We start from the raw sequence: 25,713 nt of genomic DNA, 5'->3' as shown, positions 1-25,713 counted from the left end.
GGGCTATGAGTAGTTCCTCTTCACCCACCAATAAAGAGCCTGCGTCTTTACTGACTCAGATGGTGCAACGGCTGCCCCTGTCGGATGTGCATTTCCGACGGATCAGCCAGTTGATCTATCAGCGTGCCGGTATTGTGTTGGCCGAGCACAAACGCGAGATGGTTTACAACCGTCTGGTTCGCCGTCTGCGGCTGCTGGGAATACCCGATTTTGGTAGTTATCTGGTGCTGCTGGAAAGTGACACCAACAGCGCCGAGTGGCAGGCATTCGTCAACGCCCTGACCACCAACCTGACGGCGTTCTTCCGTGAGGCGCACCATTTCCCGATCCTGGCGGAACATGCGCGTTCGCGACCCAACGGTTACTCCGTGTGGAGTACCGCCGCCTCGACCGGTGAAGAGCCTTACTCGATCGCCATTACCTTGAATGAGGCGCTGGGGCAGCGGGCGACGGGGACGCAGGTGTGGGCCAGCGATATTGATACTCAGGTATTGGAAAAGGCCGAAGCGGGGGTGTATCGCCAGGAAGATCTGCGCACCCTGACACCGGCGCAGATGCAGCGTTATTTCCTGCGAGGGACCGGGCCTCACCATGGTCTGGTACGGGTTCGGCCAGAACTGGCGGCACAGGTGCATTTCCAGCCGCTCAATCTGCTGGCCCCTGAATGGGCGTTGCCGGGGCAATTTGATGCGATATTTTGCCGTAACGTCATGATCTATTTTGACAAGGAAACACAAGAGCGCATTTTGCGGCGCTTTGTGCCGCTGCTTAAACCGGGGGGCCTGATGTTTGCTGGCCATTCCGAAAACTTTAGCCAGCTCAGCCGGGATTTCTACTTGCGTGGGCAGACCGTGTATGGCCTGACCAAGGAGAGGTAATGAATAAAATCAGCGTATTAAGCGTAGACGACTCTGCCCTGATGCGGCAGCTGATGACCGAGATTGTCAATAGCCATCCCGATATGGAGATGGTGGCGACCGCCCCCGATCCGCTGGTGGCGCGTGATTTGATCAAAAAATTCAACCCGCAGGTGCTGACGCTGGACGTCGAAATGCCGCGTATGGACGGGCTGGATTTTCTGGAAAAACTGATGCGCCTGCGGCCGATGCCGGTGGTGATGGTGTCGTCGTTGACCGGAAAGGGATCGGAGATCACCCTGCGGGCGTTGGAATTGGGCGCAGTGGATTTTGTCACCAAGCCGCAGTTGGGGATCCGCGAAGGCATGCTGGCCTATAGCGAGCTGATTGCCGAAAAGATCCGCACGGCAGCCAAGGCGCGCCTGCCGCAGCGTTCAACGGCACCGGCTCCGGAGATCCTCAGCCATACGCCGTTGTTGAGCAGTGAGAAGCTGATCGCTATCGGGGCGTCTACCGGCGGTACCGAGGCAATCCGCCACGTCTTGCAGCCGTTACCGGCTACCAGCCCGGCGTTATTGATCACCCAGCATATGCCGCCAGGGTTTACCCGTTCGTTTGCCGAGCGGCTCAACAAGCTATGCCAGATCACGGTAAAAGAAGCCGAAGACGGCGAGCGCGTGTTGCCTGGTCATGCCTATATTGCGCCGGGAGATCGTCATCTGGAGCTGACGCGCAGCGGTGCCAACTATCAGGTTCGGCTGCATGATGGCCCGCCGGTGAACCGGCATCGTCCTTCGGTTGATGTGCTGTTCCGTTCGGTGGCCCAGTTTGCGGGGCGCAATGCGGTGGGGGTGATCCTCACCGGCATGGGGAATGACGGTGCGGCAGGCATGTTGGAAATGCACCGTGCCGGGGCGTACACCCTGGCGCAGAACGAAGCCAGTTGTGTGGTGTTTGGCATGCCGCGTGAGGCCATTGCCACCGGCGGAGTCAATGAAGTGGTGGAATTGGAGCGCATGAGCCAACGCATGTTGGCGCAGATCGCGGGTGGTCAGGCGCTGCGTATTTGATGTTATGCCCCTAACCACGGGGCAAAAATGATTAACCTTAGGAGCAATAATGGCAGACAAAAACCTTAAATTTCTGGTGGTGGATGATTTTTCTACCATGCGCCGCATCGTCAGAAATTTGCTGAAAGAACTGGGTTTTAACAACGTCGAAGAGGCGGAAGACGGGGCGGATGCGTTGAACAAACTGCGCGCCGGTAGCTTCGATTTCGTGGTATCGGACTGGAATATGCCGAACATGGATGGTCTCGAGCTGTTGCAAACCATCCGCGCCGACGGTGCGCTGGCATCTATGCCGGTGCTGATGGTGACGGCAGAGGCCAAGAAAGAGAACATCATTGCTGCCGCTCAGGCGGGTGCCAGTGGTTACGTGGTGAAACCCTTCACGGCGGCGACGCTGGAAGAGAAGCTCAACAAGATCTTTGAAAAACTGGGCATGTAAAAAAGGAGAGGGCGATGAGAGATATTCCAATGCCTGCCAGCGATGCAGCGACAGCGGGTGAGATCATCTCCCGCATCGGTCAACTGACCCGCATGCTGCGTGACAGCATGCGTGAGCTGGGGCTAGATCAGGCTATCGCTCAGGCTGCCGAAGCGATCCCGGACGCGCGCGACCGTCTTGATTATGTTGTCACCATGACGGCGCAGGCGGCGGAGCGGGCGCTCAACTGCGTGGAGGCGGCACAACCCCGTCAGGCGGAGTTGGAGTCGCAGGCCAATACGCTAAAAGGGCGCTGGGACGAGTGGTTTGCCAACCCTATCGAGCTGGCAGATGCCCGTTCACTGGTGACGGATACCCGTCAGTATCTGGATCGGGTGCCGGAGCACACCGCATTCACCAACGCCCAGTTGCTGGAGATCATGATGGCGCAGGATTTCCAGGATCTCACCGGCCAGGTGATCAAGCGCATGATGGACGTGGTGCAGGAGATTGAAAAGCAGCTGCTGATGGTACTGATGGAAAACATCCCGGATCAGCCTGCCAAAGAGAAAAGGCCGAACGACAGCCTGCTCAATGGCCCGCAGCTGGATCAGAACGGGGCTGGCGTAATTGCCAATCAGGCCCAGGTGGACGATCTGCTCGACAGCCTAGGTTTTTGATCATTTATTAGGGCGCACCCTGCGCCCTAAATCTTTTCGCTAGCCCATCCCCGAAATAACCGGCCTTTTGCGCCGTTGTTCCCGCAATGAAATCCGCATTTTTTTGGCATGCTGGCGGCAATTCTATTCTTCGCACGCATGGGAACCCTCGCCTTGGCCGAAGACAGTGATATGGAAAAAACTGAGGCCCCCACACCCCACCGGCTGGAAAAGGCGCGTGAAGAGGGCCAGATTGCGCGTTCGCGTGAATTGACTTCGATCCTGATGCTGATCGCGGGGTTGTCGATCTTGTGGGTAGCGGGCGGCCATATCGCGCAACAGTTGGCGAGGATGTTATCGGAAGGGCTGCATTTTGATCACAACATGGTCAGCAACGATAAGCAGATGCTGCGCCAGTTTGCCATGCTGCTGCGTCAGGCGGTGTGGGCGCTGATGCCGATCCTCGCTGGATTGGTGCTGGTGGCGCTGTCGGCCCCGATGCTGCTGGGTGGCGTAGGCTTCAGCCTTAAGTTTGATGCCAAGCGCATGAACCCGATCTCCGGATTAAAACGGATGTTCTCCACCCAGGTGCTGGCAGAGTTGTTGAAGGCCATTCTCAAAGCGACGCTGGTGGGTTGGGTAGCCGGGCTTTACCTGTGGCACAACTGGGCGGCGATGCTGCATCTGGTCACCCAGCAACCGCAGGACGCACTGCGCAATGCGCTACAGATTGTGATCTTCTGCGGCATGCTGATCGTCCTTGGGCTGGTGCCGATGGTGGCCTTCGACGTGTTTTATCAGCTATGGAGCCACTTCAAGAAATTGAAGATGACCAAGCAGGAAATCCGCGACGAACATAAGCAGCAGGAGGGCGATCCTCATGTCAAAGGGCGTATTCGCCAGCAACAGCGGGCCATCTCTCGCCGCCGCATGATGTCCGACGTGCCGAAGGCCGACGTGATTGTCACCAACCCGACACATTACGCCGTGGCATTGCAATACAACGACAAGAACATGAGCGCGCCAAAAGTCCTTGCCAAAGGGGCTGGGGAGATCGCCTTGCGTATCCGTGAATTGGCGAATGAACACCGTATCCCGACTCTGGAAGCTCCGCCGCTGGCGCGGGCGCTATACCGTCACAGTGAGATTGGGCAACACATTCCCACGACCTTGTATGCCGCCGTGGCCGAGGTCCTGGCCTGGGTCTACCAGCTGCGCCGTTGGCAGCGTGAAGGTGGCCTGATCCCGAAAAAACCTCAACGTTTACCGGTGCCTGAAGCACTGGATTTTGCTGGAGAGAATAACTCAGATGGCTAATTTGGCCTCCCTGCTTCGTTTGCCGGGTAATTTTAAAGATACGCAGTGGCAGGTGCTGGCTGGCCCGATACTGATCCTGATGATCCTGTCGATGATGGTGCTGCCGTTACCGGCATTTATCCTCGATCTGCTGTTTACCTTCAATATTGCCTTGTCGATTATGGTGCTGTTGGTGGCGATGTTTACCCAGCGGACGCTGGAGTTCGCCGCCTTCCCGACCATCCTGCTGTTCTCAACCCTGTTACGCCTATCGCTGAACGTCGCTTCCACGAGGATCATCCTGATGGAAGGGCATACCGGCGCGGCGGCCGCGGGGCGGGTGGTTGAAGCGTTCGGTCACTTCCTGGTGGGCGGCAACTTCGCCATTGGTATCGTGGTGTTCATCATTCTGGTGCTGATCAACTTTATGGTGATCACCAAAGGGGCCGGACGTATTGCCGAAGTGGGCGCCCGTTTTGTCCTTGACGGGATGCCGGGCAAACAGATGGCGATCGATGCCGATCTGAACGCCGGGCTGATCGGCGAAGACGAGGCTAAAAAGCGCCGTTCCGAAGTGACGCAGGAAGCGGATTTCTACGGTTCGATGGACGGTGCCAGCAAGTTTGTGCGCGGTGACGCGGTAGCAGGCTTGATGATCATGGTGATTAACGTGGTGGGTGGCCTGTTGGTCGGCGTGATCCAGCACGGTATGGAGTTGGGTACCGCGGCTGAAACCTATACCTTACTGACCATCGGTGATGGCCTGGTCGCCCAGATCCCTGCGTTGGTGATCTCGACGGCGGCCGGTGTGATCGTCACCCGCGTAGCGACCGATGAGGACGTTGGCGAGCAGATGGTCAACCAGCTGTTCAACAATCCGCGTGTGATGGTGTTGAGTGCTGGGGTATTGGGGCTGTTGGGGATGGTTCCTGGTATGCCAAACCTGGTGTTCCTGCTGTTCACGGCGGCACTGCTGGCGCTGGCCTGGCGGTTACGCGGGCGTGAACAGAAGGCGCCGAAAGTCAAAGAGCCGCCGCTGCCGCAGGAAAATCCGCAGGCGGTGGAGGCCAGTTGGTCAGATGTACAGCTGGAGGATCCGTTGGGCATGGAAGTCGGTTACCGCCTGATCCCCATGGTGGACTTTCAGCAAAACGGCGAGCTGCTGGGGCGTATTCGTGGCATCCGTAAAAAATTCGCTCAGGATACCGGCTATCTGCCGCCGGTGGTGCATATTCGCGACAACCTTGAACTGTCGGCGGCCAGTTACCGCATTCTGATGAAAGGGGTGGAGATCGGCAGCGGTGAAGCACATCCGGGGCGCTGGCTGGCGATAAATCCGGGCAATGCGCTGGGGGAGCTGGCCGGTGACAAAACCGTCGATCCGGCCTTCGGGCTGGAGGCGGTGTGGATCGATAGCGCACTGCGTGAACAGGCGCAGATCCAGGGGTTCACGGTGGTGGAGGCCAGTACCGTAGTCGCCACTCACCTCAACCATTTGCTTGGTCAGTTTGCCAGCGAGCTGTTTGGCCGCCAGGAAACCCAGCAATTGTTGGATCGTGTCTCGCAGGAGATGCCGAAGCTGACAGAGGATTTTGTACCAGGAGTCGTTTCGCTGACCACGTTGCACAAGGTGCTACAGAATCTGCTGGCCGAAAGAGTGTCGATTCGCGATATGCGTACCATTATAGAAACGCTGGCGGAACATGCGCCAACGCAAAGCGATCCTTTCGAACTGACCTCCGTGGTGCGCGTGGCTCTTGGGCGGGCCATCACCCAGCAGTGGTTCCCTGGTAACGGTGAGATCCAGGTCATTGGTCTGGATACGCCGCTTGAGCGCCTGCTGTTGCAGGCTCTGCAAGGGGGCGGAGGTCTTGAACCGGGTCTGGCGGACCGCTTGTTGGATCAGGCCAAACAGGCGCTGCAGCGTCAGGAAATGCTCAGCGCACCGCCGGTGCTGCTGGTAAACCATGCGTTACGTGCCCTGCTGGCGCGCTTCCTGCGCCGTACCTTGCCGCAGTTGGTGGTGCTGTCGAACCTGGAAATCAACGACGAACGTCAGATCCGCATGACCTCAACCATAGGAGCCGCCTGATGAAAGCTTTCCTTCCTTTGTTAGTGTTGTTCACTCCTTTGGCTGCGCAGGCGGTGTCGGGCTCTTGGGCCGCCGATGCCAGCGGCGTCACGCTGGAAACGGGGAGCGTGCGTGATGTTTCCCCCAGCCTGCGGCCAGCTAATCCACCGGCGGCGGATGCTCGGGTGACCAGCGTAAGCTGGCGTTATCAGTTGCTGGCAGGTGCGCCAGCCGGATTACAGGTACAGCTTTGTACCTCGTCACGTTGCTTGCCTCTAGGTGCGGGCAGTGGCCGTAGTGAGGCCTTCAACGGTCTTCCTGCAGACAGCGAGTTCCGCTTCATTTATTACGTGCAGTCTCGCGGCGCGTTAAATCCTCCGCTGCGGGCGATCTCTAATCAGGTGATTGTGAATTATGAGTGAGGACGAGCGGTCACCCTGGTGCGATTTGCCTTAACAGCCAGTCACGCAACTTCATGATATCGGCGCGCTGCGCGTTTTCTTCCGTGGTAACCAGGTAATAGCGGGCACCGGGTAATGACATCTCGAACGGCGCGGTTAATACGCCGCGTTGTAACAAATCTCGCGCCAGCAACTGGCTGGCAACCACGATAAAGCGATCCTCGTACAGCTAGGTACAGGAGCCAATTCCAGCTGGCGCTAGTTCAGGTGCAAATGAAATTGTGGGAATGGTATGAGATGCAGACTCAGTAGCAGAGTTGTGGCACGTTCTGTCCCCTCTCCTTTTGGGAGAGGGCTAGGGGCCGTGCTCAAACCCCAATCTTACGGCCCAGCAGGCTCCCCGCGCGGGACTGGCCATCGGGGCCGTACAGCGATTTATTTTGCTTGTTTAAAATCGCCAGTGCCTGCGTATTGTGCTCAATATGATGATTGAGCAGCATGCCGTTATGGTGATTCTGTTCGCGCAGTTGCAGGCTTTGCTGTTGCACTTGCTGCCAGCGGGTCGCCAACTGCGGTTGGCCATCATAAGGTGCCTGGCAGTGTTGCAGCCGCTCCATCTCCAGCCGCTGTTGGTCCAGATAATTGACCGTCGCCAGCAGTTGACTTTTAGCATCGGTCACGCGTTGCAGAGCCACGCCAGCCAAGGTTTTCGAGCACAGTAAAGTGTGCTCCTCCGTCTGCACCGTGCCTAATGCCTGCAAGGTGTCCAGCAGCTTATCCAGCAGTTGTGCCAGGTTTTCCATATCAATGACTCACCCTTGGTGTTAACCCCGATCGGCGCCGGACTGCCATTCGCTTTGCACGTCTTGTAACAAGGCGTCGGCAATCTTGCCGGTATCCATCTTCAATTCGCCGTTGCGGATCGCTTGCTTGATGCTTTCCACTCGCTCCATATTGATATCTTGGCTACCCGGCTGCATCAGGCGAGCCTGTGCATCACTCAGCTTAACCTGGGTGCCGCTGACCGCAGTTTCCGTCGATACCTTTTTACGTGCTTGCAACGTGCTGTCTGTCTGTGTTTCTCGCGGATGCACCGTGGGCACGGGTTGCAACCGTTGGGTACGATCGATACTCATGTTCAATCTCCATCTGTACCACCGTCGCCGAGGCAACGGGGAGTTCAATTCTGTGGCCCTGGTGGCCGGATAAATGCTGCTATGACTTGGTTATCGACAAGTATTGGCAAAGCTTTATTTTTTTATAGAGTAATACGAATTGTGCCATCGTCATTGGCGGTGCCGCTGACAATCTGCCCGGAGGCCATGCGCACGCGCACGCTGTCTTCGGCGGCGGCGTTATTCATCGCTTTCCCTGCGCCGCTGATATTAAATCCATCGCCCTGCGCCATCACCTGTACCGTTTGCCCGGCCTTGATCGCCCAGGCCCGTCTCAGCATGACCATGTTCAAGGGTTGCCCTGGGCTGATATTGCGCAGGCTGACGGCTCCGATCGCCTTGGCGTTATCGGTCAGGGTACGCGCCGGCAGGGTGTCTAATCGGCCGGTTTTCAGCTTGATATCATTGGCAGTGATTTTGCTGCCAGCACTGATCCCCCGTGCTGCCACCAGATAATGTCCCGCTACCTGCACCTGCGCCTGAATAAAGCGTCGCTCCTGGCCACAACGGGCCGAGATGCTGATGTTACCCCAGCTGCGAGCATTCTGAGGCATCGAAAGCTGCGGCAATTCGCACTGCGGCCAACGGCTTGCTGGCGTGCGTACCAGCACCTTGACGTCGGTCACGTTGGTACTGGTGGCAAATTGAGACTTGATAAAGCTCTCCACCTGTCCGTCCAGGCCCTCGGCGTGCGCGTTCAGGCCGATCAGCAAGCCGACCAACAGCAGGATCCTTTTCATATTTTGCCTCACAGACGCAGCGACCACAGGGGGACAAGTGTAACCGTTACGCGCGCAGGCTAAGCAGACAAATAGCGACGCATTTTGCCCTTATTCCCACGATAGGCTGACAGGTAGGGCGTTTATGCTGTCGGCTCCAAATTCTAACCTCGCGGAGGGAGCATGCTCGACAAATTGGACGCTGCTCTGCGTTTTGGCCAGGAGGCGCTGAACCTGCGCGCCCAGCGGCAGGAAATCCTGGCGGCCAACATCGCCAACGCAGATACGCCGGGCTATCAGGCTCGTGATATCGATTTCGCCAGCCAACTGAACAAGGTCATGGAACAGGGGCGCGTCAACAGCAGCGGCGTTGCGCTGAGCCTGACCTCGGCTCGCCATATCCCGGCGCAGAATATGCAGCCACCGTCGCTGGATCTTCTGTTCCGCGTACCGGATCAGCCTTCCCTGGATGGCAACACGGTGGATATGGACCGTGAGCGCACCAACTTTGCTGATAACAGCCTGAAATATCAAACCGACCTGACGCTGTTGAACGGCCAGATCAAAGGCATGATGTCCGTGCTGCAAGGAGGATAATTTCCATGTCGTTATTGAATATTTTTGATATTTCCGGTTCGGCCCTGTCCGCACAATCCCAACGTCTGAACGTCAGCGCCAGCAATATGGCCAACGCCGACAGCGCCACCGGCCCGGATGGCCAGCCTTATCGGGCCAAACAGGTGGTGTTTGAGGTCGCGGCGGCACCAGGCCAGTCGACCGGTGGCGTGCGCGTTGCGCAGGTAGTAGACGACCCCTCGCCGGAGCGCTTGGTGTTTCAGCCGGGCAACCCGCTGGCGGATGCCAAAGGCTACGTGCGGATGCCCAACGTCGATGTTGTAGGGGAAATGGTCAACACCATCTCGGCCTCGCGCAGCTATCAGGCCAACGTCGAAGTGTTGAATACCACCAAATCCATGTTGATGAAAACCCTGACGCTGGGTCAGTAACCGGAGCTTTTATTTATGGCCATTGCCGCCACCACCAATGAATCACTCGACAACAGCATTGCCGGTACCGGCGCCAAAAGCGGTGCGAATGGCAATACCAGCCAGGATCTGAGCAACAATTTCCTGACGCTGTTGGTGGCCCAGTTGAAAAACCAGGACCCCACCAACCCGATGCAAAACAACGAACTGACGACCCAACTGGCCCAGATCAATACGGTCAGCGGGATCGAGAAGCTCAACACCACGCTGGGGTCGATCTCCGGCCAGATCAGCGGCAACCAGTCAATCCAGGCCAGTTCGCTGATTGGCCACGGTGTGATGGTGCCGGGCAAGGAGATTCTGGTGGGGAATGACGCTGGCAAGGTCAGCACCACGCCGTTTGGCATCGAGCTGGAACGCACCGCCGATGCGGTCACGGCGACCATCAGCGATGCCACCGGCAAAGTGGTACGCACCATCGATCTGGGCGGGCTGACCGCCGGTGTGCACTCCTTCTCCTGGGACGGTTCGCTGGAGGATGGCACCAATGCGCCCGATGGCTCTTACACCGTGGCGATCAACGCCAAAAACGGTGGTGAGCAGTTGGTGGCGCAGCCACTGCGTTTCGCCATGGTTAACGGCGTCACGCGCGGTACGGATGGGGCAAAACTGGATCTGGGCGTGGCGGGGACCTCAACGCTGGATGACGTGCGCCTGATCCTGTCCAAACTGGGTTCGTCAAACTAAACGCAGTGATTTTCCACGTCGGCAATGGATCGCTCGATCCTGAAGACACCTTTTTAAATGACCTATTTCGGAGAACGACATGGCTTTTTCTCAAGCGGTCAGCGGTTTAAACGCGGCTGCAACCAACCTGGATGTGATTGGTAACAACATCGCCAACTCCGCCACCTATGGCTTTAAATCCGGCAGCGTATCCTTTGCCGATATGTTTGCTGGCTCGCAGGTCGGGCTGGGGGTGAAAGTGGCGGGGATCACCCAGAACTTCAACGGCGGTACTACCACCAACACCAACCGGGCAATGGATATCGCCATCAGCCAGAACGGCTTCTTCCGTATGCAAGACGCCGATGGCGGCATCTTCTATACGCGTAATGGGCAGTTCATCATGGATGCCAACCGCAACATCACCAACATGCAAGGGTTGAGCCTGACCGGCTACCCGGCGGCTGGTTCGCCGCCAACCATCCAGCAGGGGGCCGATCCGGTACCGCTGAGCATCCCTGAAGGCATGATGAACGCCAAAGCCAGCACCAGCGGCAATATGGTGGCCAACCTGAAATCGACCCATAAGCCACCGGCGGTGACGCCTTTCGATCCCAACAAGACCGACTCGTTTAACTGCGTCAACACCATTACCACCTACGACACCCTGGGCAATGCACACAACATCAACGCCTACTTTGTTAAAACAGCTGATAACAAGTGGGACGTTTATACCCAGGACGGCAGCGTGACAGGTGCTCCGTCTGCCAAAGCGGGCAGCCTGAACTTTGACAACAGCGGTACGCTGACCGGGACGCTGAAGCCAGATGGCACACCAAGCGCCACGCCATTCAACCTGGTCGTGCCAATGTCGGCTAAAGACGGCGCGCTGGCGCAAAACTTTAACCTGAGCTTTGCCGGTAGCCTGCAACAGAACGTTGGTAGTGACTCTGTCAGCAAGATTTCCCAGGACGGCTATGCCACCGGGGAATACCAGGGCTTCCAGATCAACAAAGACGGCACCGTGGTCGGGGTATACAACAACCAGCAGACCCAATTGCTGGGGCAGATCGTGTTGACCAACTTCTCCAACCCGGAAGGGCTGGCCTCACAGGGTGATAACGTCTGGAAGGAGACCGGTGCTTCAGGTCAGCCACGTGTAGGCCTGGCGGGCGGTGGCGGTTTCGGTTCACTGACCAGCGGAGCGCTGGAGTCTTCCAACGTCGATCTGAGTCAGGAACTGGTAAACATGATCGTCGCACAGCGTAACTACCAATCAAACGCGCAAACCATCAAAACCCAGGATTCGATCCTGCAAACGCTGGTCAGCCTGCGCTAATAGGATTGATTTATGGATCACGCGATTTATACCGCGATGGGTGGAGCCCGGCAGACGCTGGAGCAGCAGTCGGTCACGGCCAACAACCTGGCCAATGCCTCCACGCCGGGGTTCCGCGCACAGCTTTCGGCACTGCGTGCAGTGCCGGTTGATGGGCCAAGCATGCAGACCCGTACGCTGGTGGCAGCTTCGACGCCTGGGGCAGACATGAGCCAAGGGCCGCTGAACTACACCGGGCGGCCACTGGATGTGGCATTGCAGCAGGACGGGTTTCTGGCGCTAAGGCTGCCGGACGGCACTGAAGCTTACAGCCGTAACGGCAGCATCCAGATCTCTTCCACCGGGCAGTTGATGGTGCAGGGCGTGCCGCTGATGGGTGATGGCGGGCCGATCGAAGCCCCGCCGCAGGCAGAACTGACGCTGGCGGCGGACGGCACCATCTCGGCGTTAAATCCGGGCGATCCGCCAAACACCATTTCCCAGATTGGCCGCTTGAAGCTGGTGAAGGCCGATGCGCGGGAAGTGGTGCGCGGGGACGACGGCCTGTTCCATCTGACTGCCGAGGCTCAGCAGCAGCGTGGCAACCAACTACCGAACGATCCCGAAGTGCGGATCATGCCGGGAGTGTTGGAGGGCAGCAACGTCAAACCGCTGGAGACAATGGTGGATATGATCGCCAACGCTCGCCGGTTCGAAATGCAAATGAAGGTCATCCACAGCGTGGATGAAAACGCACAGCGCGCCAACTCATTGCTGTCAATGAGCTGAGTGCAGAGGAATAAATCATGATCCCATCCTTATGGATTGCCAAAACCGGTCTGGATGCGCAGCAGACCAATATGGACGTGATCGCCAACAACCTGGCGAACGTCAGTACCAACGGGTTTAAACGCCAGCGTGCGGTGTTTGAAGATCTGCTGTACCAGACCATGCGTCAGCCCGGAGCTCAGTCTTCCGAGCAGACCACGCTGCCTTCCGGTTTGCAGATTGGTACCGGCGTACGTCCGGTGGCGACCGAGCGCATCCACAGCCAGGGCAATCTGTCGCAGACCAACAACAGCAAAGACGTGGCGATCAAGGGGCAGGGCTTCTTCCAGGTGGTGTTACCGGATGGCACTCAGGCCTATACCCGCGATGGTTCATTCCAGATCGATCAGAATGGCCAGTTGGTGACCGCCAGTGGTTTTCAGGTGCAACCGGCGATCACCATTCCGGCCAACGCCCTGAGCATTACCGTGGGCCGTGATGGCATCGTCAGCGTGACCCAGCAGGGCCAGACGGCGGCGCAGCAGGTCGGGCAACTGACGTTGACCACCTTTATCAACGATAGCGGCCTGGAAAGCATGGGTGAAAACCTGTACCAGGAAACCGAAAGCTCCGGTGCACCTAACGAAAGTACCCCTGGCCTAAACGGGGCAGGCCTGTTGTATCAGGGTTATGTTGAAACCTCTAACGTCAACGTGGCGGAAGAGTTGGTCAACATGATCCAGACCCAGCGTGCCTATGAGATCAACAGCAAAGCGGTATCAACGTCTGACCAGATGCTGCAAAAGCTGACGCAACTGTAATCGACGGGCGCAGCAGGCTGCGCCCGTAATCCTTATCCTGAGCAACAAAGGCGATACCCGTGGTAACCACCTTTTTAGCGGCCAGCGTGCCGCAGCAAGGCAAACGCGTCCTGGCCGGGCTGCTGATGCTGACAGTCGGCGGCTGTGCCTATATTCCGCATACCCCCCTGGTTGACGGAGCTACCACGGCTCAGCCCGCTCCGGCAGGCGCTCCGGTGCCGAACGGTTCGATTTTCCAGACGGTACAGCCGATGAACTACGGCTATCAGCCGCTGTTTGAAGATCGTCGCCCGCGTAATATCGGCGACACCCTGACCATCGTGCTGCAAGAAAACGTCAGTGCCAGCAAGAGTTCATCCGCCAACGCCAGCCGCAATGGGGCCAGCAAATTTGGCGTAGCCACTTCACCGCGATACCTCGAAGGGCTGCTTGGTAACGCGCGAGCCGACATGGATATCTCCGGCGACAGCACCTTCGGCGGCAAGGGGGGGGCGAACGCCAACAACACCTTTAACGGCACCATTACCGTCACGGTCAATCAGGTCTTGGCCAACGGCAACCTGCACGTGGTGGGCGAAAAGCAAATTGCCATCAATCAGGGCACCGAATTCATCCGTTTCTCCGGTGTGGTTAACCCCCGCACCATCAGTGGCAATAACTCGGTCACGTCCACCCAGGTGGCGGATGCACGCATTGAATACGTCGGCAACGGCTATATCAATGAAGCGCAGACCATGGGGTGGCTACAGCGCTTCTTCTTAAATGTTTCACCGTTCTAAGGATTGACCGATGCTGAAAAAGTTTCTTCTCACACTGTCCATGATGCTGGTTTGCCTGCCCGCGACGGCGGAACGCATCCGCGATCTGGTGACGGTACAGGGCGTACGTGACAACGCGTTGATTGGCTACGGCCTTGTCGTGGGATTGGACGGCTCTGGCGACCAGACCATGCAAACCCCGTTTACCACCCAGAGCCTGAGTAACATGCTGTCGCAGCTGGGGATCACCGTGCCGCCAGGCACCAACATGCAGTTAAAAAACGTGGCGGCGGTGATGGTAACCGCCAAGCTGCCGCCGTTCTCCCGTGCGGGGCAGAATATCGACGTGGTGGTGTCCTCAATGGGTAACGCCAAAAGCCTGCGTGGCGGGACACTGCTGATGACACCGCTGAAAGGTGTTGATAATCAGGTCTATGCGTTGGCACAGGGTAACGTGCTGGTCGGCGGGGCCGGTGCGTCCTCCGGGGGCAGCAGCGTGCAGGTCAATCAGTTGGCCGGTGGCCGTATCAGCAACGGCGCTTCCATCGAACGCGAATTGCCGACCACCTTCGGCCAGGATGGCGTGATCAACCTGCAACTGAACGACGATGATTTCACCCTGGCACAACAGATCAGCGACGCCATCAACCGCCAGCGCGGCGGTGGCACCGCCTCTCCGCTCGATTCCCGTACCGTGCAGGTATTGGTGCCGCGCGGCAATAGTTCGCAAGTGCGCTTCCTGGCGGATATTCAGAATATCAGCATTAACGTTGGGGCGATGGATGCCAAAGTGATCATCAACTCCCGGACCGGTTCGGTGGTAATGAACCGCGATGTGGTACTGGACTCCTGCGCGGTGGCACAAGGGAACCTGTCGGTGGTGGTCGATCGGCAAAACACCGTCAGCCAGCCGGATACGCCATTCGGCGGTGGCCAGACCGTGGTGACGCCGAATACCCAGATTTCCGTGCAGCAGCAGGGAGGTTCACTGCAAAAAGTGAACGCCAGTGCCAACCTCAATAACGTGGTTCGCGCGTTGAATGCGCTGGGGGCGACGCCGATCGACCTGATGTCTATCTTGCAGGCAATGCAGAGCGCTGGTTGCCTGCGTGCCAAACTGGAAATTATCTGATGAGCAGCGATCTGATGGCCATGTCGGGCGCTGCCTATGACACCCAGTCGCTAAACGGCTTGAAGCGCGATGTTGCCGCCGATCCGCAGGGCAATATCAAGCAGGTGGCCCAGCAGGTGGAAGGTATGTTCGTGCAGATGATGCTGAAAAGCATGCGTGCGGCATTGCCGCAGGATGGTGTGTTGAGCAGCGACCAGACGCGGCTGTATACCTCGATGTACGATCAGCAAATCGCCCAACAGATGTCGCAGAAAGGCCTGGGGCTGGCGGACATGATGGTCAAGCAGCTCTCCGCCGGAAACAGCCGCCCAAGCGAAACCGCAGGGACGGTGCCGATGGCGCTGGACAACGAGGTGTTACAGACCTTGCCGCGTCAGGCATTGGAGCAGATGGTCCGCCGGGCAGTGCCCAAAATACCTTCGGCGCCTCCCTTGCCGTTGAGCAACGGCAACTTTGTGGCGCAGTTGTCCATTCCGGCACGGGTTGCCAGCCAGCAAAGCGGTATTCCGCACCAGTTGATTGTGGCGCAGGCTGCGCTGGAGTCTGGCTGGGGGCAACGCGAGATCCCGGCGGCGGATGGCTCACGCAGTTATAACCTGTTTGGTATCAAGGCCGGTAGCAGTTGGGATGGCCCGGTGACGGAGATCACCACTACCGAGTTCGAGGAAGGGGTGGCGAAGAAGGTCAAGGCACGCTTCCGCGTGTATGGCTCTTATATGGAAGCGATTGGGGATTACGTCAAATTGCTGACCAACAACCCGCGTTACGCCAACGTTGCCAGTGCCAGCAGCCCCGAGCAGGCGGCACATGCGCTGCAAAAGGCCGGTTATGCGACCGATCCGCTGTATGCCAAAAAGCTGGTCAGCATGATCCAGCAGATGAAAAACGCCGGGGAGCAGGTAACCAAAGCCTATACCCACGATTTGCAGGATCTGTTTTAGCTGTCGGGCGCTGCATGCAGCGCCCATTTTTTTACTCAAGTTTGCCGTCAGATGGCCGATAACCCAAACAGGCTGGATGGCAACGCCCGGCACAATTTTTGACCTCTGTGGGCCGCTGGCACCGCAGCATAAGGAACCTCTATGTCCAACAGCTTAATCAATACCGCGATGAGTGGCCTGAATGCGGCGCAGGTTGCGCTCAGCACCGTCAGTAATAACATTTCCAACTACAACGTGGCGGGCTATAACCGCCAGACCGCGATCCTGGCGCAAAACGGCGGCCTGGGTACCATGAACGGATTTATCGGCAACGGAGCCACCGTGACTACGGTCAATCGCGAGTATAACCAGTTCATCATGACCCAGCTGCGCGGAGCGCAAAGCGAAGCTTCGGCCCAGAGCAGCTACTTCGAAAAAGTCTCCCAGATTGACAACCTGCTGGCGTCCAAAACCAACACCCTGGCATCGGGGATGGAAGACTTCTTTAAAAACCTGCAAAACGTTGTCAGCAATGCCGGGGATGACGCAGCCCGTCAGACCGTGTTAGGCAAGGCCAACGGCCTGGTGAATCAGTTCAACAATGCGGATAAATATCTGCGCGATATGGATGCGGGCGTCAATCAGCAACTGAGCGACAGCGCCAACCAGATCAATACTTACAGCCAGCAGATCGCCCGTTTGAATAACGAAATCACCCAGGTGCGGGCCAGCAGCGGCGGCAGCGAGCCGAACGCCTTGCTGGATCAGCGCGATCAGTTGGTGACAGAGCTTAACAAAGTGGTCGGCGTTCAGGTCACTCAGCAGGACGGTGATGCCTATACCGTGACCTTCGCCAACGGCTTGACGCTGGTGCAAGGCAACTCCTCCTATCAGGTGACGGCGATGCCTTCCAGCAAAGACCCGTCCCGCCTGACGCTGGGTTACGATCGCGGCAATGGCGCTAGCGAAATTCCGGAAAGTCAGATTGGTAGCGGCAGCGTCAGCGGCGTGCTGAAGTTCCGCAGTGAATCACTGGACGGCGCACGTAACCAGTTGGGGCAATTGGCCCTGGCGCTGGCCGATAGCTTTAACCAGCAGCATCGCGAAGGCTTTGATATCAACGGCGATCCGGGGGAAGATTTCTTCAGCTTCTCGGGTGGGCGTACGGTCAACAATACCAACAACACCGGCAATGCCTCGCTGTCGGTCTCCTTTACCGATACCAGCAAGGTCAAGGCCAGCGACTACCGCATGGAGTTTGACGGTGCCAACTGGCAGGTTACGCGCCTGTCCGACAACGTCAAAGTGCCTGCCACCGCAGGCACTGATGCGGATGGCAAACCGACGCTGAGCTTTGATGGCCTGCAGGTCGGCGTGACGGGCAACGCGCAAAAGAATGACAGCTTTACCGTGAAGCCGGTTAGCGATGTGGCCGGAACCCTGAAGGTCGCGATCAGCGACTCGGCCAAGTTTGCAGCCGCAGGAACGGAAGATGGCGGTAAGGGTGATAACGACAACGTCAAGAAACTGCTCGATCTGCAAACCGCCAAAGTGGTGGAGGGTAAAGCAACCTTGAGCGGCGCCTATGCCGGATTGGTCAGCAGCGTGGGTAACCAGACCGCTACCGCCAAGGTCAACGCCACCGCACAAACCAATATTGTGACCCAATTGCAAACCCAACAGCAGTCCATCTCCGGGGTTAACCTGGACGAAGAGTATGGCGAACTGCTGCGTTTCCAACAGTATTACATGGCCAATGCGCAGGTGATCCAGACCGCCAGCTCGTTGTTTGACGCCATACTGAATATTCGTTGATTTTACCGTTAACTGCAGCCGGGATACCGGCTGCGGATGCCCTTAGTGAGGAATCCAACCCATGCGCATGAGCACCAGCATGATCTACCAGCAGAATCTGTCGGGGGTCACCAATAATCAGTCTCTGTGGATGCAGTCCGGGCAGCAGCTTTCCAGCGGCAAGCGCGTGCTTTACCCTTCGGACGATCCGTTAGCGGCGTCACAGGCGGTGATGATCTCGCAGTCGATGTCAGAAAACAGCCAGTACGCGCTGGCGCGCACCTTTGCCCGTCAGAATATCTCGATGGAAGAAACCGTACTGCGTAGCGCTGCCGACGGCATCAAGGACATGAAAACGCTGATCGTCAACGCCGGTGACGGCACGCTCAGCGATAATGACCGTGACTCTTTGGCCACCCAGTTGCAGGGGCTGAAAGATCAGCTACTCAGCCAGGCCAACAGTACCGACGGTAACGGCCGTTTCATTTTTGCTGGTTTTGCCAATGACAAAGCCCCGTTTGTCGAGCAGGGCGGCAAGGTGGTTTATCAGGGCAGCAACTCGGCCATTGAGCAGAAAGTGGATGCCAACCGCACCATGACCGTGGGCCACACCGGTAGCTCGATATTTATGTCGCTGACCAGCAATATCAAACCGGAGCCGGACGGCAGCGCTTCCGAGACAAACGTGTTCGAGAGTATCGACACGGCGCTGAAAGCGTTGAAAACCCCGCTGCAAGGGGCCGATGAGGCTACTCGCGCACAGGTGACGGCGGCGCTCGATAAGGCAACCCGTGGTCTGGATAACAGCTATAACAACGTGCTGAGCACCAACGCGGTGCTGGGGACTCAACTGCAAGAGTTGGACGTGCTGGACAGCATCGGTATCGAAAACAATACGGCTAACAAAAATCAGCTGACCGCGCTGGTTGAGGCGGATGTGGTGGAGGCGATCTCGTCTTACTACATGCAACAGGCGGCCTTGCAGGCATCGTATAAGACCTTCAGCGATATGCAGGGTATGTCGCTATTTCAAATGAATCGATAATACCCGTCGTTTTTCAAGCTGCAGGTAACAACGCTGCAGCTTGAAATCCATAGGGTATTAATTCTAGATAATGTCTATATTCAGGTTATAGGGCACTGCGCCCTATAACGTGGATATAGAGCGCAGTGCCGTTTTTGCACAGCCTGATTTAACGGCGGGAATCGTCAGGATATTCAGGCTGGATAAGCGATCATGCTATTTTTAACGTCACGCATTAAAAACAGATTATTTTTTCTTTTTGGCTACGGTCCAGATTTTTCCGCAGGCGGACGCCGTGATCTGAATGCGATTAGTGGTCCAATGCGCCATGCCCAAGGCTCTGCGTGCTTTTCTGTTAGTTTTCGCTTTCATTTGATGCTCCTGGCTATATTGAGATAAATAAAATTCCGCCGCCCTAAGGTGCGGTTATTTTATTTTCTTGGTGTTCCGTTAGTGTTAATAAATCACGTGACCCATTTAATGGTCTTTTACCGCTTTTTTATACGGCATGGGATTTATTTAATGAGGCCATTCTAAGGGGGGTATTTTATTATTCAAGCCCGGCAGAATAATCGCCGCTAAATCTGGTTAATTTCGCTTTTTCAACTTTTTATCTCGGAAAATATCTTTCCCTGCTAGTTTGTCTCGCGGGTAACCTCAGCGTTAAGGGGTCATGCCGCCGATCACCGCCGCCAGTCGATCGAAAAACTCACCGAACAGGTGCTCGCAGAAGGGGGCCAGCATCGGCATCATCATGCCAAGGGTCAACATGCCGATGGTTAATGTGACCGGGAAACCGATCACAAACACTGAAAGCTGTGGGGTAACGCGGTTGAGCAGGCCAAGCGCCAGGTTCAGCGTCAGCAGCAGGCAGATCAGCGGCAGCGCCAGCATCATACCGTTAATGAAGATCAGCGTTCCCGCTTGGGTCAGCGCCAGGAAACCGTTGCCGTTCAGCGGCCGCGCCTGGATAGGAAGGGTGTGAAAGCTGTCGGCTAACAGCGAGATCAGCCACAGGTGACCATCGAAGGTTAGGAACAATAGCATCGCCAGCAGGTTCAGCAGGCGCGCCAACAGCGGCGTATTGGGGCCGCCGGAGGGATCGAAGAAGGTGGCAAAGGACAACCCCATCTGCATGCCGATCACCTCACCCGCCAGGCGCACCGCCGCAAAGGCGAACTGCATCGTCAAACCGATCGCCACGCCGATCAGGATCTGCTGCACGGCCAGCCACAGGCCGGTGACGGAAAACAGGGGGATATTGCTGGTGGGCAGAGTGGGAGCGATCAGCAAAACGATCAGACCGCCCAGGCCGATTTTCACCCGCTTGGAGATCTGCTTTTCACTGAACAGCGGGGCGGTGCTAATCAGCGCCAGGACGCGTAGCAGAGGCCAGAAGAACTGGCTGAGCCAGACGCTGAGTTGGGCGCTGTCAAAGGTCAGCATGGTTAGCCGATCAGGTTCGGCAGGTTGCTGAACAGCATGCGCATGTAGTCCAGCAGCAGGTTAAGCATCCACGGCCCGGCAACGATCAGGGTAGCGACCACGGAGAGAATTTTGGGAATGAACGACAGCGTCATTTCGTTAATTTGCGTGGCGGCCTGCAACAGGCTGACGATCAGCCCGCTGAACAGCGCGGCCAACAGCAGCGGGGCGGCCAGCGCCAGCGCCACTTTCATCGCTTCCGTACCCAGCGCCATTACCGATTCAGGTGTCATCTCTTTTCTCCAATATGGGAGGTTGCGTTCTGCCCCTCACCCCAACCCTCTCCCAAAGGGAGAGGGGGCTAGTCTGTGCTCTTTCGGAAAGAATATTGTGCTGTTAGTCATTCTTTTCTTTCAGATGGATAACTAAATTTTCAGCAAGCTCGATCGGTCCCCTCTCCTGGGGGAGAGGGTTAGGGTGAGGGCGAGGGGTCAACACCGATCTAGCTATAAAAACTCTGCGCCAGCGAACCCAACAGCAACTGCCAACCATCCACCAGCACAAACAACATCAGCTTGAACGGTAGCGAGATAGTCGCGGGCGGCACCATCATCATCCCCAGCGCCATCAGCACGCTGGCCACCACCAGGTCGATGATCAGGAAAGGAATAAACACGGTAAAACCAATCTGGAAGGCGGTTTTCAGCTCACTGGTGACATAGGCGGGCAACAGAATACGCATCGGGACGGCCTCTGGGCCTTCCAACGCGGGCAGGTTAGCTAGCCTGGCATACAGGGCGAGATCGCTTTCCCGCGTCTGGCGCAGCATAAACTCGCGCAGCGGTTGCGAACCTTTGTCGATCGCCACTTCCATGCTGATCTTGTCCTGGCTGAACGGCAGATAGGCATCCTGGTACACCTTGTCGAACACCGGTGACATGATAAAGAAGGTCAGAAACAGCGCCAGCCCCAGCATCACCTGATTGGGGGGTGCCGACGGGGTGCCGAGGGCGTTACGCAGCAGCCCCAGCACGATGATGATGCGGGTAAAGCTGGTCATCATCAGCAGCATCGCGGGCAGGAAGCTGAGTGAGGTGATCAGTACCAGCGTCTGTACCGGCAGCGTCCAGCTTTGGCCGCCGTTGGCCGTAGGTTGGCTAATCAGCCCCGGCAACTGTGCCAAAGCGGCAGGGCTGAGCAGTAGCAGGCCAGCAGCCAGCAGCGGGCCAAAAGCCCGGCGGAGGGAGAATGGATTCATGCCGATTTATCCGGGCGTTTTAATACGTTTTGCATTAGCTGGCGGAAATCTGCCGGTGATTTATGGTCGGTTGCTTCCTGTACCGGTGGTGCGGGCAGAGTGTGCAACGGGGTGATTTGCTGAGCCGTAACGCCTAGCACCAGCCAGGTGTTATCCACTTCAACCACCACCACGCGTTCGCGTTGGCCAATCTGACAACTGGCCCGCAGGTTGAGCAATTTTTGATTGCCACGGGCCTGCGGAGCAAAGCCCAGCCGACGAAACAACCAGCCAGCGAGCAGGATCAGCAACAAAATAGCGCCCAGCGCGCTGCTGACCTGCATCAATACCGAGCCGGTGGGCAGCGCCGTACCGACGGGCTGCTGAGTGCTTTGCGTCTGCACGCTGGCGTTGGGGTTCATCAGCGGCTCAGGCGGCGCATGCGCTCGGAAGGTGTGATGATATCGGTGATGCGTACGCCGAACTTGTCGCCGACCACCACCACTTCGCCCTGGGCAATCAGATAGCCGTTAATCAGGATGTCCAATGGTTCACCGGCCAGACCATCCAACGCCACCACCGAGCCTTGCGACAGGCGCAGCAGTTCTTTAATGGTCATCTTGGTGCGGCCCAGCTCCACGGTCAGCTTGACCGGAATATCCAGGATCAGATCGATATCTTGCAGGCTACCCAACGCATCCTGAGCTTCCAGCGACTTGAATACGCCTTCGGTAGAGGCGGATTTTTCGGTCGCCTGTTGCTCGTTAAACGCATCAGCCCACAGATCGTCTACGGAGTCCTTCTCTTCGCCAGACGGTTGTTTAGGATCACTCATTGGGCCGTTCCTCGCTCAGGGCATTCAAAATAGGGTTAATCAAATGTTCAACACGCAGGGCGTACTGCCCGTTCAAAGTGCCGTATTGGCTGGTCAATACCGGGACGCCGTCAACATGAGCGATCAGGCGTTCCGGCTTATCGATCGGTAACACGTCGCCCGGTTGCAGTTTCAGCACTTTCGACAGGCGCATCGGGATATCGACAAAGTTGGCTATCAGTTCAAGTTCGGAATGCTGAACCTGTTTCACCAGCGTTTCTCGCCACTGGCTGTCTTCCTGGCGGGAGTTCTCCACCGGTGGGTTAGTCAGCAACTCGCGCAGTGGTTCGATCATGGCGAATGGAATACAGATATTGAATTCACCGCTCAGCGCCCCGATCTCCACCTGGAACGGCGTGGTTACCACGATATCGTTGGGAGAGGTGGTGATATTGGTGAACTTGACCTGCATTTCGGCACGTACGTATTCCACATCGATCTTGTAGATGGCGCTCCAGGCATCGCCGTAGGCGTCCAGCGCCAAGCGCAGCATGCGCTTGATCACCCGCTGTTCGGTAGGCGTAAATTCCCGGCCTTCCACCTTGGTAGGAAAACGGCCATCGCCACCGAACAGGTTATCCACGGCGATAAACACCAGGCTGGGGGCAAACACAAACAGCGCCGTGCCGCGCAGTGGATTCAGGTGGACCAGGTTCAGGTTGGTCGGCACTGGCAGGTTGCGGGCAAACTCATGGTATGGCTGGATTTTGATCGCCCCGACGGTGATATCCGGGCTACGGCGTAACAGGTTAAACAACCCCATGCGAAACTGACGGGCAAAACGCTCGTTAATGATCTCCAGGGCTTGCAGGCGCTCACGCACCACGCGGCGTTGGGTTGTGGGATCGTAAGGTTTGACCTCACTTTCATTACCGATGACGGCGGCGGGTTCATCCCCCGCGCTGTCGCCATTGAGCAGTGCGTCGATCTCGGCCTGTGAAAGAATATTGTCGCCCATGGTTAATTACCGCAGTATGAAGGCAGTGAACAGCACATCGCTGACCACTTGCTTCGGTTGTCCCGTTACCAGCGGTGGGCTGAGCACGTCTTTAATCTGTGCCACCAGTTGCTGTTTCCCTTGCTCGTTGGCCAGTTGGCTTGCTTCCTGCCGTGAAAGCAGCATTAGCAGACGGCTACGCACTTCCGGCAGAAAATCGTTCAGCCGGCGGCGTGTTTCTTCATCTGGCAGGCGCAGCGTCAGGCCGATATACAGCACGCGGTCCAGATTGTTATCCGGCGTCACCAGATTGACGGTAAAGGTATCGAGCGGCATAAACACCGGTGCCGGAGGCGGCTGCTTTTTTTCCTCGGCGGCGGGTTGACCGTTCTTATGCTGCTGCATCAACCACCAGCTATAGCCTGCGGCACCACATGCGCCCAAGGCGATCAGTACCAGCAGGATCACCAGTATTGGACGTTTCTTTGTTGTTGCTGCTGTTGGAAGGGAGTTCTGAGACATTACCAAGTCAAATCCTGTTCTCTGCGTGCAGATAGGCAGCACGCAATACATGTAAAGCTATTATCCCGCTTATTCCAGGCTGCAATAGCCAGAATAGGCGGGGAAAAGCGTGCCAGCTTGGGCGTTTGCACGCCGTCAGGCGAAAATATCAACGCCGTCGACCGAACGAGCCATTGCCTGCAGCGCTGCTGGAGCGCTCAGGGCTTCAACGCCGGTTTCGGCGCTGCCGTGCTGTTCACGGTAAGAAGGCTGCCCGCCTTGGTGAGAGGCTTGCTGCTGTGACTGTTGCGGCTGCGGCAGTGACTCACCGCCAACGCTGCTCTGGCCAAGGTTGATACCACTTTCCGCCAGCGCATGGCGTAGATGGGGCAGCGCGGCTTCCACCGCCGCACGAACCTGGCCGTGTGCCGAGGCGATATGCAACTGGGCCTGGTTATCGTCGAGCTTCAGCGTGATTTGCAAGGCACCCAGTTCCTGCGGATGCAGGCGTAATTCGGCGCTCTGTTGGCCGTTGCGGTGGAACATCAGCACCTGCTGACTCAGCGCCTGCTGCCATTCAGGGCTGCCGAGTTGAGCGTTCAACTGTGGCGTTGCCGGTGCGCTTACCGTCGCGCTGACAGGTTGGCTGGCGATCACCGGGCTGGACACTGGTGCAGGGGCTGCGTGCTGTGGCGTTGCAGAAGATTGCGCCGATTCGGCCATCAATTTCAGTGGGGAGGTGCCGCGATCCTGATTGTCATCGGCCTGAGAAGACAGTACCGCCGCTGCGTCAGTTTTGGCGGCCAAGGCGGATTTATCGTCTGCGTGCGGCTGCGATTTTGACGCTGGTAGGCTGGCAATGGATAATGCGGGTTTTTCGCTCAGGGTGGCTAACAGTGATGCAGCTCCCGTCAGCGGTGCTTCGTCCCCGCTTGGCTCAGCGGCGGTTGCTACCCCATTTCCTGGTAGCGGCTGCACAACGGCGGCAGGCAGCATGGCAAACAGGGCCTGCAAACTGGCCGCATCCAAAGTATCGACAGGGTGCAACGGCTGTTCGTCATCGCGCTTGGTTAACCGGGTTTGGTTATCGTCTGCCGTATTCAGATCCTGCGGGGCAGCCAGCAATCGGCCACGATCGCTAAACGAGGTCAGCAGTTGGTTAAGCTGCTGGCGGCTGAGGGTTGAGAGTTGTGGATCTTTGGCCAGTAGCTGTGCCACGTTCGGCTTGCCTTTCAGTTGACCTTCAGGCGCGAAGCGTTCACCGAGCAGTTGAGCAAAGCTGGCAGACAGCCCGGCATCATCCAACGACAGCGCGGTAAGGCCAGTCTCCGTGCCGTCAGCGGCCGCCGGCAAGCCAGAGAGAACGTTGAGATTCATGGGTTTAGATTCCTTTGTGAACTGCGTTGAGCGAACTCATCCATCAGTTTTTGGTCACGCTTGTTTTCCAGCACCAGCTCGGCGCTGAGGGCACGGGTGTTGAGCGTTTCAAAAGCGTTCAGCCGCTGCTGTTTGTCCTGCCACTGCTTGACCGCCCGTTCTACCTTCTCGCTCCACTGCAGCAACTGCTGGCGGTGCTGGCTGATGGCCTGCTCGAGCGTGCCGATAAACTGCTGGTAGTTTTGCCAACTGGCGGAACCCATGCCGCTAGACAGGGTGTTGTTCAGCTTTTGCCGATACTCATCCTGGTAGTTGAGCAGCATGGCAAGCTGTTGTTCCGCCGCCTGTTGCGCCTGACGTGCCTGACCGAGGTGCTGTGCGGCCTGTTCTACGGCATCCTGCGCCAGATCGCGCAGGATAATCAGCGGTGACTGTGGTTTCATGGTGCT

Annotated in this window: 31 protein-coding genes and 1 pseudogene; 18 read left to right on the top strand and 14 right to left on the bottom strand. The window is 57.4% G+C overall.

The annotated features are described in order from the left end of the window. The first annotated feature begins 5 nt into the window (after positions 1-5). From cheR to ACKWMY_RS16495, 7 genes are all read left to right on the top strand, one after another. Positions 6-878: a protein-glutamate O-methyltransferase CheR gene (gene cheR / locus ACKWMY_RS16525; RefSeq protein WP_199063350.1), complete on the top strand. Its 873-nt coding sequence runs from the start codon at positions 6-8 to the stop codon at positions 876-878. Then, positions 878-1,927 carry a chemotaxis response regulator protein-glutamate methylesterase gene (locus ACKWMY_RS16520; protein ID WP_021180928.1) on the top strand — a complete coding sequence of 350 codons (1,050 nt, stop codon included), beginning with the start codon at positions 878-880 and terminating at the stop codon, positions 1,925-1,927. The genes cheR and ACKWMY_RS16520 overlap by 1 nt, the downstream gene beginning before the upstream one ends. 49 nt (positions 1,928-1,976) lie before the next feature. Next, positions 1,977-2,366 (top strand): chemotaxis response regulator CheY, encoded by a 390-nt coding sequence (cheY, locus tag ACKWMY_RS16515; RefSeq protein WP_021180929.1) that lies wholly within the window; start codon positions 1,977-1,979, stop codon positions 2,364-2,366. A gap of 14 nt (positions 2,367-2,380) precedes the next feature. Then, a complete protein-coding gene (cheZ, locus tag ACKWMY_RS16510; RefSeq protein WP_024485789.1) occupies positions 2,381-3,025 on the top strand; it encodes a protein phosphatase CheZ in 645 nt (214 codons plus the stop codon). Between the two features lie 153 nt (positions 3,026-3,178). After that, positions 3,179-4,321, top strand: a complete 1,143-nt coding sequence (flhB, locus tag ACKWMY_RS16505; RefSeq protein WP_065684263.1) for a flagellar biosynthesis protein FlhB — start codon at positions 3,179-3,181, stop codon at positions 4,319-4,321. Further along, positions 4,314-6,392 carry a flagellar biosynthesis protein FlhA gene (flhA, locus tag ACKWMY_RS16500; protein WP_409486627.1) on the top strand — a complete coding sequence of 693 codons (2,079 nt, stop codon included), beginning with the start codon at positions 4,314-4,316 and terminating at the stop codon, positions 6,390-6,392. Before flhB ends, flhA begins: the two co-directional genes overlap by 8 nt. Next, positions 6,392-6,793 (top strand): flagellar protein FlhE, encoded by a 402-nt coding sequence (locus ACKWMY_RS16495; protein ID WP_199063349.1) that lies wholly within the window; start codon positions 6,392-6,394, stop codon positions 6,791-6,793. The genes flhA and ACKWMY_RS16495 overlap by 1 nt, the downstream gene beginning before the upstream one ends. Before the next feature lie 10 nt (positions 6,794-6,803). Here ACKWMY_RS16495 and ACKWMY_RS16490 read toward each other — a convergent pair. The 4 genes and pseudogenes from ACKWMY_RS16490 to flgA form a co-directional block, all read right to left on the bottom strand. Then, positions 6,804-6,983, bottom strand: a pseudogene (locus ACKWMY_RS16490) (LysR family transcriptional regulator); the annotation flags it as partial. A 157-nt stretch (positions 6,984-7,140) separates the two neighbouring features. After that, the gene (locus tag ACKWMY_RS16485) at positions 7,141-7,575 is read right to left on the bottom strand and encodes a flagella synthesis protein FlgN (RefSeq protein WP_024528906.1); all 435 of its coding nucleotides are present in this window, start codon (positions 7,573-7,575) and stop codon (positions 7,141-7,143) included. A 21-nt stretch (positions 7,576-7,596) separates the two neighbouring features. Next, the gene (flgM, locus tag ACKWMY_RS16480) at positions 7,597-7,908 is read right to left on the bottom strand and encodes a flagellar biosynthesis anti-sigma factor FlgM (protein WP_024528905.1); all 312 of its coding nucleotides are present in this window, start codon (positions 7,906-7,908) and stop codon (positions 7,597-7,599) included. 122 nt (positions 7,909-8,030) lie between these two features. Further along, positions 8,031-8,687, bottom strand: coding sequence for a flagellar basal body P-ring formation chaperone FlgA (flgA, locus tag ACKWMY_RS16475; RefSeq protein WP_409486626.1), 657 nt, complete (start codon positions 8,685-8,687; stop codon positions 8,031-8,033). Between the two features lie 162 nt (positions 8,688-8,849). Here flgA and flgB point away from each other — a divergent pair, with 162 nt between their 5' ends. From flgB to flgL, 11 genes are all read left to right on the top strand, one after another. Next, positions 8,850-9,263 carry a flagellar basal body rod protein FlgB gene (flgB, locus tag ACKWMY_RS16470; protein ID WP_409486625.1) on the top strand — a complete coding sequence of 138 codons (414 nt, stop codon included), beginning with the start codon at positions 8,850-8,852 and terminating at the stop codon, positions 9,261-9,263. A 5-nt stretch (positions 9,264-9,268) separates the two neighbouring features. Then, positions 9,269-9,673 carry a flagellar basal body rod protein FlgC gene (gene flgC, locus ACKWMY_RS16465; protein WP_021180939.1) on the top strand — a complete coding sequence of 135 codons (405 nt, stop codon included), beginning with the start codon at positions 9,269-9,271 and terminating at the stop codon, positions 9,671-9,673. 15 nt (positions 9,674-9,688) lie between these two features. Beyond that, on the top strand, positions 9,689-10,399 hold the full coding sequence (gene flgD / locus ACKWMY_RS16460; RefSeq protein ID WP_024528902.1) for a flagellar hook assembly protein FlgD: 711 nt from the start codon (positions 9,689-9,691) through the stop codon (positions 10,397-10,399). A 79-nt stretch (positions 10,400-10,478) separates the two neighbouring features. Further along, positions 10,479-11,717, top strand: coding sequence for a flagellar hook protein FlgE (gene flgE / locus ACKWMY_RS16455; protein WP_409486624.1), 1,239 nt, complete (start codon positions 10,479-10,481; stop codon positions 11,715-11,717). Positions 11,718-11,729: 12 nt separating this feature from the next. Then, positions 11,730-12,485 carry a flagellar basal body rod protein FlgF gene (locus ACKWMY_RS16450; RefSeq protein ID WP_024528900.1) on the top strand — a complete coding sequence of 252 codons (756 nt, stop codon included), beginning with the start codon at positions 11,730-11,732 and terminating at the stop codon, positions 12,483-12,485. 17 nt (positions 12,486-12,502) lie between these two features. Continuing rightward, positions 12,503-13,285 (top strand): flagellar basal-body rod protein FlgG, encoded by a 783-nt coding sequence (gene flgG, locus ACKWMY_RS16445; protein WP_021180943.1) that lies wholly within the window; start codon positions 12,503-12,505, stop codon positions 13,283-13,285. A 125-nt stretch (positions 13,286-13,410) separates the two neighbouring features. Further along, complete coding sequence (locus ACKWMY_RS16440) at positions 13,411-14,064, top strand: flagellar basal body L-ring protein FlgH (RefSeq protein WP_051363241.1); 654 nt, start codon at positions 13,411-13,413, stop codon at positions 14,062-14,064. A gap of 10 nt (positions 14,065-14,074) precedes the next feature. After that, a complete protein-coding gene (locus tag ACKWMY_RS16435; RefSeq protein WP_024528899.1) occupies positions 14,075-15,175 on the top strand; it encodes a flagellar basal body P-ring protein FlgI in 1,101 nt (366 codons plus the stop codon). Continuing rightward, positions 15,175-16,116 (top strand): flagellar assembly peptidoglycan hydrolase FlgJ, encoded by a 942-nt coding sequence (gene flgJ / locus ACKWMY_RS16430; protein ID WP_074028529.1) that lies wholly within the window; start codon positions 15,175-15,177, stop codon positions 16,114-16,116. The genes ACKWMY_RS16435 and flgJ overlap by 1 nt, the downstream gene beginning before the upstream one ends. Before the next feature lie 141 nt (positions 16,117-16,257). Further along, the gene (gene flgK, locus ACKWMY_RS16425; protein WP_024528897.1) at positions 16,258-17,910 is read left to right on the top strand and encodes a flagellar hook-associated protein FlgK; all 1,653 of its coding nucleotides are present in this window, start codon (positions 16,258-16,260) and stop codon (positions 17,908-17,910) included. A gap of 61 nt (positions 17,911-17,971) precedes the next feature. After that, a complete protein-coding gene (gene flgL / locus ACKWMY_RS16420) occupies positions 17,972-18,934 on the top strand; it encodes a flagellar hook-associated protein FlgL (protein WP_024528896.1) in 963 nt (320 codons plus the stop codon). A gap of 225 nt (positions 18,935-19,159) precedes the next feature. On the opposite strand, the gene sra is transcribed toward flgL, so the two are convergent. From sra to fliJ, 10 genes are all read right to left on the bottom strand, one after another. Beyond that, positions 19,160-19,285 carry a stationary-phase-induced ribosome-associated protein gene (gene sra / locus ACKWMY_RS16415; protein ID WP_098930689.1) on the bottom strand — a complete coding sequence of 42 codons (126 nt, stop codon included), beginning with the start codon at positions 19,283-19,285 and terminating at the stop codon, positions 19,160-19,162. A gap of 291 nt (positions 19,286-19,576) precedes the next feature. Then, positions 19,577-20,359 (bottom strand): flagellar biosynthetic protein FliR, encoded by a 783-nt coding sequence (gene fliR, locus ACKWMY_RS16410; protein WP_024528895.1) that lies wholly within the window; start codon positions 20,357-20,359, stop codon positions 19,577-19,579. A 2-nt stretch (positions 20,360-20,361) separates the two neighbouring features. Beyond that, positions 20,362-20,631: a flagellar biosynthesis protein FliQ gene (gene fliQ / locus ACKWMY_RS16405; RefSeq protein ID WP_021180950.1), complete on the bottom strand. Its 270-nt coding sequence runs from the start codon at positions 20,629-20,631 to the stop codon at positions 20,362-20,364. Positions 20,632-20,840: 209 nt separating this feature from the next. After that, the gene (gene fliP, locus ACKWMY_RS16400; protein WP_199063348.1) at positions 20,841-21,596 is read right to left on the bottom strand and encodes a flagellar type III secretion system pore protein FliP; all 756 of its coding nucleotides are present in this window, start codon (positions 21,594-21,596) and stop codon (positions 20,841-20,843) included. Next, on the bottom strand, positions 21,593-21,997 hold the full coding sequence (gene fliO / locus ACKWMY_RS16395) for a flagellar biosynthetic protein FliO (protein ID WP_409486623.1): 405 nt from the start codon (positions 21,995-21,997) through the stop codon (positions 21,593-21,595). Before fliO ends, fliP begins: the two co-directional genes overlap by 4 nt. After that, positions 21,997-22,410, bottom strand: coding sequence for a flagellar motor switch protein FliN (fliN, locus tag ACKWMY_RS16390; RefSeq protein WP_021180953.1), 414 nt, complete (start codon positions 22,408-22,410; stop codon positions 21,997-21,999). The genes fliO and fliN overlap by 1 nt, the downstream gene beginning before the upstream one ends. After that, positions 22,403-23,407, bottom strand: a complete 1,005-nt coding sequence (gene fliM / locus ACKWMY_RS16385; protein WP_024528892.1) for a flagellar motor switch protein FliM — start codon at positions 23,405-23,407, stop codon at positions 22,403-22,405. Before fliM ends, fliN begins: the two co-directional genes overlap by 8 nt. Positions 23,408-23,413: 6 nt before the next feature. After that, positions 23,414-23,908, bottom strand: coding sequence for a flagellar basal body-associated protein FliL (gene fliL, locus ACKWMY_RS16380; RefSeq protein WP_409486622.1), 495 nt, complete (start codon positions 23,906-23,908; stop codon positions 23,414-23,416). Between the two features lie 135 nt (positions 23,909-24,043). Continuing rightward, positions 24,044-25,264, bottom strand: a complete 1,221-nt coding sequence (locus ACKWMY_RS16375; protein WP_409486621.1) for a flagellar hook-length control protein FliK — start codon at positions 25,262-25,264, stop codon at positions 24,044-24,046. Further along, positions 25,261-25,707, bottom strand: a complete 447-nt coding sequence (fliJ, locus tag ACKWMY_RS16370; protein WP_024528889.1) for a flagellar export protein FliJ — start codon at positions 25,705-25,707, stop codon at positions 25,261-25,263. Before fliJ ends, ACKWMY_RS16375 begins: the two co-directional genes overlap by 4 nt. Positions 25,708-25,713 lie beyond the last annotated feature (6 nt).

The organism is Serratia sp. J2, assembly GCF_046269175.1.
Lineage (GTDB): Bacteria > Pseudomonadota > Gammaproteobacteria > Enterobacterales > Enterobacteriaceae > Chania > Chania fonticola_C.
This window is presented reverse-complemented; position numbering and strand designations above follow the sequence as displayed.

Bases quoted from the DNA above. Each gene is read 5' to 3' on its own strand.
- fliR (WP_024528895.1), bottom strand. From the start codon at position 20,359: ATGCTGACCTTTGACAGCGCCCAACTCAGCGTCTGGCTCAGCCAGTTC.
- flgL (WP_024528896.1), top strand. From the start codon at position 17,972: ATGCGCATGAGCACCAGCATGATCTACCAGCAGAATCTGTCGGGGGTC.
- fliP (WP_199063348.1), bottom strand. From the start codon at position 21,596: ATGAATCCATTCTCCCTCCGCCGGGCTTTTGGCCCGCTGCTGGCTGCT.
- ACKWMY_RS16440 (WP_051363241.1), top strand. From the start codon at position 13,411: ATGCTGACAGTCGGCGGCTGTGCCTATATTCCGCATACCCCCCTGGTT.
- flgA (WP_409486626.1), bottom strand. From the start codon at position 8,687: ATGAAAAGGATCCTGCTGTTGGTCGGCTTGCTGATCGGCCTGAACGCG.
- ACKWMY_RS16375 (WP_409486621.1), bottom strand. From the start codon at position 25,264: ATGAATCTCAACGTTCTCTCTGGCTTGCCGGCGGCCGCTGACGGCACG.
- flgE (WP_409486624.1), top strand. From the start codon at position 10,479: ATGGCTTTTTCTCAAGCGGTCAGCGGTTTAAACGCGGCTGCAACCAAC.
- ACKWMY_RS16520 (WP_021180928.1), top strand. From the start codon at position 878: ATGAATAAAATCAGCGTATTAAGCGTAGACGACTCTGCCCTGATGCGG.
- cheZ (WP_024485789.1), top strand. From the start codon at position 2,381: ATGAGAGATATTCCAATGCCTGCCAGCGATGCAGCGACAGCGGGTGAG.
- ACKWMY_RS16485 (WP_024528906.1), bottom strand. From the start codon at position 7,575: ATGGAAAACCTGGCACAACTGCTGGATAAGCTGCTGGACACCTTGCAG.
- flgB (WP_409486625.1), top strand. From the start codon at position 8,850: ATGCTCGACAAATTGGACGCTGCTCTGCGTTTTGGCCAGGAGGCGCTG.
- flgC (WP_021180939.1), top strand. From the start codon at position 9,269: ATGTCGTTATTGAATATTTTTGATATTTCCGGTTCGGCCCTGTCCGCA.
- fliN (WP_021180953.1), bottom strand. From the start codon at position 22,410: ATGAGTGATCCTAAACAACCGTCTGGCGAAGAGAAGGACTCCGTAGAC.
- fliO (WP_409486623.1), bottom strand. From the start codon at position 21,997: ATGAACCCCAACGCCAGCGTGCAGACGCAAAGCACTCAGCAGCCCGTC.
- flhA (WP_409486627.1), top strand. From the start codon at position 4,314: ATGGCTAATTTGGCCTCCCTGCTTCGTTTGCCGGGTAATTTTAAAGAT.
- ACKWMY_RS16495 (WP_199063349.1), top strand. From the start codon at position 6,392: ATGAAAGCTTTCCTTCCTTTGTTAGTGTTGTTCACTCCTTTGGCTGCG.
- flgD (WP_024528902.1), top strand. From the start codon at position 9,689: ATGGCCATTGCCGCCACCACCAATGAATCACTCGACAACAGCATTGCC.
- cheY (WP_021180929.1), top strand. From the start codon at position 1,977: ATGGCAGACAAAAACCTTAAATTTCTGGTGGTGGATGATTTTTCTACC.
- flgK (WP_024528897.1), top strand. From the start codon at position 16,258: ATGTCCAACAGCTTAATCAATACCGCGATGAGTGGCCTGAATGCGGCG.
- flgG (WP_021180943.1), top strand. From the start codon at position 12,503: ATGATCCCATCCTTATGGATTGCCAAAACCGGTCTGGATGCGCAGCAG.
- fliL (WP_409486622.1), bottom strand. From the start codon at position 23,908: ATGTCTCAGAACTCCCTTCCAACAGCAGCAACAACAAAGAAACGTCCA.
- fliM (WP_024528892.1), bottom strand. From the start codon at position 23,407: ATGGGCGACAATATTCTTTCACAGGCCGAGATCGACGCACTGCTCAAT.
- flgJ (WP_074028529.1), top strand. From the start codon at position 15,175: ATGAGCAGCGATCTGATGGCCATGTCGGGCGCTGCCTATGACACCCAG.
- sra (WP_098930689.1), bottom strand. From the start codon at position 19,285: ATGAAAGCGAAAACTAACAGAAAAGCACGCAGAGCCTTGGGCATGGCG.
- fliQ (WP_021180950.1), bottom strand. From the start codon at position 20,631: ATGACACCTGAATCGGTAATGGCGCTGGGTACGGAAGCGATGAAAGTG.
- fliJ (WP_024528889.1), bottom strand. From the start codon at position 25,707: ATGAAACCACAGTCACCGCTGATTATCCTGCGCGATCTGGCGCAGGAT.
- ACKWMY_RS16450 (WP_024528900.1), top strand. From the start codon at position 11,730: ATGGATCACGCGATTTATACCGCGATGGGTGGAGCCCGGCAGACGCTG.
- ACKWMY_RS16435 (WP_024528899.1), top strand. From the start codon at position 14,075: ATGCTGAAAAAGTTTCTTCTCACACTGTCCATGATGCTGGTTTGCCTG.
- cheR (WP_199063350.1), top strand. From the start codon at position 6: ATGAGTAGTTCCTCTTCACCCACCAATAAAGAGCCTGCGTCTTTACTG.
- flgM (WP_024528905.1), bottom strand. From the start codon at position 7,908: ATGAGTATCGATCGTACCCAACGGTTGCAACCCGTGCCCACGGTGCAT.